Here is a 5,155-nt window from a genome sequence, read left to right on the forward strand (position 1 = left end):
AATCGGCATGCTCGAGTTACGACGATTCTACGGCTCGACACGGAAACTTTCACGGATCCCTTTCACGTGTCCCTCTCACGTGTCCCTCTCACGTGTCCCTCTCACGTGTCCCTCTCACGTGCCCCCTAAGCCGCAAAGCGGTCTGCCCTGAACGGCGTGGTATCGATGAACGGTTCTTCACCCGTCATCATGGATGCAATCAGCCTGCCCGTCACCGCGCCGAGCGTGAGCCCATGATGCGCGTGGCCGAATGCGAACCACATGTTCTTGTGACGCGGCGCAGGTCCGATGATCGGCATCATGTCAGGCGTGCACGGACGGCGGCCCATCCAGGGTTCATCGTCTACACGCTCCCCGAGCGGGAACAGAGTCCGCGCCACAGGCTCGGCGCGCAGCAGTTGCACGGGTGTCTTCGGCGCATCGCGTTCGGCCAGCTCCACGCCTGTCGTCAGGCGGATGCCGCGCGCCATTGGCGCAAGCAGGAAACCGTTGTCGACATCGAGTACCGGATGGTTCAGCACCGTGCCCGGCTGCGGCGTGTAGTGCATGTGATAGCCGCGCTTGACCGCGAGCGGCAACCGATATCCCAGCGCCGCGGTCACGTCCTTCGCCCATGGCCCCAGCGCGATCACTGCAGTCGATGCGTTGACCTGCCCTTCCTGCGTCATCACGCGCCAGCCGTTGCCATCTTCGGCAAGGGTGGTCGCGTCGCCGTTGAAGAAACGTCCGCCCAGCCGCTCGAAATACGCGGCATAACCCGCGACCAGCGCGCCCGGATCATTGACCGATACCGCGTCCGTGTAATGCAATCCGCCCACCAGCGATGGGTCCAGATGCGGCTCGGTCTTCTGCAACGTGGCAGGATCGAGCAGCGTGTAATGCACACCGAATTCACGATGCCAGCGTTCTGCATCGCGCGCTTCATCGTCCTGTGCGGCGTTGGTGTGGAAGACCTTGATCCAGCCCGTTGGCTTGAGCAAATCCGTGACGCCCGCCTCGCGCGCGAGGACTTCATGCTCGGTCACGCAATGTTCGATCAGCGTTGCGTATTGACGCGCGATGGCCGCGTGCTTCGCGGGTTCCGAGTTGCGCCAGTACGCCCAGAGGAACGGCGCAAGCGCGGGAAGCGCGTCGCGGTGGTAATGGACATCGATGGAGTCATTCTTTGCGTAATGCATCCACGTGCTGATGTCGCGAGGAAGCGCGTACGGATACACCCCTTCGCGCTGCAGCAGTCCGGCATTTCCAAACGATGTCTCGAGGCCCGGACGCTTGCGATCCACGAGCGCGACCGAGCGGCCGAGCTTTTGCAAATGCACTGCAATCGATACCCCTACGATGCCCGCGCCCAGCACAATAGTGTCGAACTTCATGCGCCTGATATCTCCCTGTGTTGGCTCGTGTTCTTGCTTGTCAGGAATAGATCATACGCGTGCGTTCGTTCACGGACCGCCCGGCAGGCCGCTACTTCAGGAGGTATGCCAATATCGGCAAGTTTGATGCGGTCCCCGGCCTGATGCGTTGTGACCGGGCATCGGCGAACGGGACGAATGGTCTTGCGGTTGTCGCGACCATCGTGGGCGCGATCACATTGGCGCGCGCCGTCGATGACCGGGGGCGACACGCCGATCATCGGACCCGCGCTTTACTTCGCGGCCCACTCCTTACCCGTCTCGACGGCGAAATCACGATACGACCGCGGCGGCCGCCCGAGCAACTCGGTCATCCGTGCAACGGCGCGCTCATTCGCCGCCATGCCGTCGCGCTGGAAACGGCCGAGCATCAGGCGGATGTCGCGTGCCATCCAGCTTGGCGCACGGCTCGCCATTTGCGCTTCGAATGCATCGAGATCATCGCCGCCGTAGTTCACGGGCTTGCCCAGAACCTCGGTCCAGATCGCGGCCAACGCGCTGCCGGTCATGGCTTGCGGACCGACCACGTCGATCACTTCACGCGGCAACGGCGTCGCCGAACGTTCACGCTGCAACAAACTGATGGCGGCTATTTCCGCGATGTCGCGGGTATCGGCCATCGAAACGCCGACGCTTCCTACGGGCATCGGATAAACCGATTTGCCGGCGATCACTTCTTTCATCGATGCATCGTTCTGGATGAAATAGCTCGGGCGCAGGATCGTGGCCGGCAGATCGAATTCCTCGATCATCCGTTCGACCGTGTATTTGCCCGTGAAGTGGGGAACGTCGGTGAAGCGGTCTGAATTGAACACCGAGAAATAGACGATGCGTTGAATGCCGGCATCGCGCGCGAGGCTCAGCGTGAGGATCGCTTGCGTGACTTCGTCGGCGACGACCGCGTTGAGCAGGAACAGCGTGTCGACACCTTCGAGCGCCGCACGCATCGACGCGATATCCGTCATGTCGCCTTTGCGCACGTCGACGCTTGCCGGCAGATTGGCTTTTTCGGGCGAACGTGCGATGGCCCGCACGCTTGCGCCCTCCTCGACCAGCCGATGAACAACTTGCGAACCGACAGCGCCCGTGGCGCCAGTAATCAGGATAGTCATGATGAATCCCTCAAAAGGTGATGGTGTGAATTCATTCTGGGCGTTCCTTTGACGGGACGAAAGGCCTATTATTGAGACAACTTGTCTCATCGATGGAACGGCCATGGACCTGCATGCGTTATCGGATTTCAATGCCGTCGTCACGCACGGCGGTTTTGGCCGCGCGAGCCGTGCGACCGGGCGGCCCAAGGCAAGTCTCTCGCGACACGTGATGCAACTTGAAGAAGCAATGGGGGTGCGCCTGCTGCAACGCGGCTCGGGCGCGTTGATGCTGACGGAGGAAGGACAGGCGCTGCACGCCAGCACCGGGCGCTTGCTGGCCGAAATCGAGGAAGCGGCGGACGTGGTCGGCATGACCTCGCGGCGGCCGAGCGGCCGGTTGCGGATCAGCGCGCCGACTTTTCTGGCCTATGAAACCATGGGGCGGCTGACGGCGGCGTATATCGATGAATATCCGGATGTGCGCATCGAGGTGATCGCGGAGGACCGGTTCGTGGATCTGATCGCGGAGGATTACGACGTGGTGATCCGCGCCAATCCGGCGCCCGATACGGCACTGGCCGGCCGGTGTTTTCTGCGCGGGCCGCAGGTCGTGGTGGCATCGCCGGAGATTGCCGATGCCTTGAAAGACGATAGCGCCGTCCCGGCCGTGGGCCTTCTTTCATCGCCGGATAATGACGTCTGGCATATCGAGTCAGCGCAAGGCGCACGCACACTGCATCCGAGAACGGTCGCGCGGTTTTCATCGATATCCATGGTTCGCGACGCTGCGCTTGCGAGCGCCGGTGCGGCGGTAATGACCGAATATCTGGCTCGCGCCGCGCTGCAAAGCGGACGCCTAGTCAACCTGGGCGCCTTGCGCGACCGGAGCGTGGAAGTATGGGCGCTTTATGCAACGCGCCGCCAGCTCAGCCCGAAGATCAGTGCATTCGTGAAACTGCTGACCGAGACCTACGCTGACGTCGGTGAAATCTACGCTGACGTCGGTGAAATCACTCCGCCCGCGACGCTTCCCTGAGCACGCCGGATTTCAGGCCACCACAACAAGTTGCCAGAAGAAAAACACCGCAAGCGAAATGGCGATGGTCAGCAAAGGCTTGCGCGTCAAGGCACACACGCCTAACGCGACGATGGCCGCGACCAGTTGCGAATTACGCCACGTCAGTTCGGCGCCGCCGCCATGAGGCCCAATCGTCATCGGCACGATAATCGCCGTGAGCACCGTCACCGGCACAAAGCTGAGCGCAGTCCGTACCAAGGGTGGAAAACTCAGCCGTTCGCCGAACACGAACACCGCCGAGCGGATGGCATACGTGATGACCGCCATTCCCATGATGAGCAGGAAATCGTTCATTTGGCGCGCTCCAGTTCGGCGGTGTTGCGTCTTTCGTCGCGCATCGATAACACCATGCCCACCGCCACGCCCGCCACGACCGCCGCCAGCAAGCCGAGCTTGTAGGGCCAGCCGTTCCATGCAAACGCCAGCACGCCGGCTGTCACTGCCGCCGCCACGAATCGCAGCGCAACGAACTGCGGGACGATGATCGCAATAAACGTGGCGACCATCGCGAAGTCGAGTCCTTTCGACTGCAGACCGGGAAATGCCGAGCCGAACAACAAGCCAATGACCGTCCAGATCTGCCAGTTGACGTACATGGATACGCCCGAACCGAGGAAATAGTACGGTCCGGTTTGTCCCGCTGGCCGCTTCTGGTAATGCGCGTACGAGACAGCAAACACCTCGTCGGTCATGAACGCACCGAGCGTCCAGCGCCAGCGCGCGGGCAGATGCGCCACATAAGGCGCGAGCGTCGCGGAGTACAGGACGTGCCGCAAATTCACGATAAACGTCGTCGCCCAGATCACCGCGAAACTCGCGTGTCCGGCGATCAAACCCAGCGCGATGAATTGCGCCGACCCCGCGAACACGGTCAGCGACATGAGTTGCACGGTCCACGCGTGCAGCGGCCCCGTGGCCGCGAGCGTGCCGTAGATGACACCAAAAGGCGCGGCGCCGACCATCATCGGAATGGTGTCGCGCGCGCCCGCGCCGAACTCGGCGAGATTGCCTGCCTGTTGCGTTGTTTTCAAGGTTTCCTCCATGAATCAGGAGGATAGGACGGGTTGCGCGATGGGCGCTTGTACGTTCTTGCGGTCCGCGCAAGTTTGCGTGGCTTTTAGCGCCAGCGTCCCGGCGGCACGCCGAACGTCTTTTTGAAGTGACGCGTAAAATGGCTTTGATCGGTGAAGCCGCTGGCTGCCGCGACTTCCGTCACCGACGCTCCCGCCCGCAACGCCTCCAGCGCGCGATTCAGGCGCATCTGGTTGCGCCACGCGTGTGGCGCGAGGCCCATTTCGCGGGTAAAAAGCCGCGCCGCGTGGAAGGTCGAAAGCCCGACGGTCTGCGCCAGTTCAGTCAGCGATAACGGTACGGTCACGTCATCCGCGAGACGCGATTTCATCGATTCGACGCGCGCCGTATCGAGCCGCATGCGCTCGACCGGCGGGCGCTGTCCCGCGTGCCGCACGAGCAGCGTGGAGACGGCATCGAAAAGCGCGTGCTCGGCCGCGAGCGGATCGCCGCCCGCCTCCATTGCCTGATGCGCGTGCTGCACGCGCCGGGCGACATCG

General features: G+C 62.5%; 6 protein-coding genes. 1 reads left to right on the plus strand and 5 read right to left on the minus strand.

Going from position 1 to position 5,155, the window contains the following annotated elements:
• Positions 1 to 125 precede the first annotated feature (125 nt).
• Together ACFFAR_RS18275 and ACFFAR_RS18280 are read right to left on the minus strand one after the other, a co-directional pair.
• Complete coding sequence (locus ACFFAR_RS18275; RefSeq protein WP_375508229.1) at positions 126 to 1,373, minus strand: NAD(P)/FAD-dependent oxidoreductase; 1,248 nt, start codon at positions 1,371 to 1,373, stop codon at positions 126 to 128.
• A 272-nt stretch (positions 1,374 to 1,645) separates the two neighbouring features.
• Positions 1,646 to 2,524, minus strand: coding sequence for an SDR family NAD(P)-dependent oxidoreductase (locus tag ACFFAR_RS18280; RefSeq protein WP_174364969.1), 879 nt, complete (start codon positions 2,522 to 2,524; stop codon positions 1,646 to 1,648).
• 103 nt (positions 2,525 to 2,627) lie between these two features.
• Between ACFFAR_RS18280 and ACFFAR_RS18285 the strand changes: the two genes are divergently transcribed.
• Positions 2,628 to 3,542 (plus strand): LysR substrate-binding domain-containing protein, encoded by a 915-nt coding sequence (locus ACFFAR_RS18285; RefSeq protein WP_174364970.1) that lies wholly within the window; start codon positions 2,628 to 2,630, stop codon positions 3,540 to 3,542.
• Positions 3,543 to 3,554: 12 nt separating this feature from the next.
• Here the strand turns inward: ACFFAR_RS18285 and ACFFAR_RS18290 are convergent, their stop codons facing one another.
• The 3 genes from ACFFAR_RS18290 to ACFFAR_RS18300 form a co-directional block, all read right to left on the minus strand.
• The gene (locus ACFFAR_RS18290) at positions 3,555 to 3,878 is read right to left on the minus strand and encodes an AzlD domain-containing protein (protein ID WP_174364971.1); all 324 of its coding nucleotides are present in this window, start codon (positions 3,876 to 3,878) and stop codon (positions 3,555 to 3,557) included.
• Positions 3,875 to 4,549: an AzlC family ABC transporter permease gene (locus ACFFAR_RS18295; RefSeq protein ID WP_174364973.1), complete on the minus strand. Its 675-nt coding sequence runs from the start codon at positions 4,547 to 4,549 to the stop codon at positions 3,875 to 3,877. Before ACFFAR_RS18295 ends, ACFFAR_RS18290 begins: the two co-directional genes overlap by 4 nt.
• Positions 4,550 to 4,701: 152 nt before the next feature.
• On the minus strand, positions 4,702 to 5,155 hold a 454-nt coding region (locus tag ACFFAR_RS18300), incomplete at its 5' end, for a helix-turn-helix transcriptional regulator (RefSeq protein ID WP_375508230.1).

Origin of the sequence: uncultured Caballeronia sp. (assembly GCF_964243625.1) — a bacterium.
Taxonomy (GTDB): domain Bacteria; phylum Pseudomonadota; class Gammaproteobacteria; order Burkholderiales; family Burkholderiaceae; genus Caballeronia.

Bases quoted from the DNA above. Each gene is read 5' to 3' on its own strand.
- ACFFAR_RS18275 (WP_375508229.1), bottom strand. From the start codon at position 1,373: ATGAAGTTCGACACTATTGTGCTGGGCGCGGGCATCGTAGGGGTATCG.
- ACFFAR_RS18280 (WP_174364969.1), bottom strand. From the start codon at position 2,524: ATGACTATCCTGATTACTGGCGCCACGGGCGCTGTCGGTTCGCAAGTT.
- ACFFAR_RS18285 (WP_174364970.1), top strand. From the start codon at position 2,628: ATGGACCTGCATGCGTTATCGGATTTCAATGCCGTCGTCACGCACGGC.
- ACFFAR_RS18290 (WP_174364971.1), bottom strand. From the start codon at position 3,878: ATGAACGATTTCCTGCTCATCATGGGAATGGCGGTCATCACGTATGCC.
- ACFFAR_RS18295 (WP_174364973.1), bottom strand. From the start codon at position 4,549: ATGATGGTCGGCGCCGCGCCTTTTGGTGTCATCTACGGCACGCTCGCG.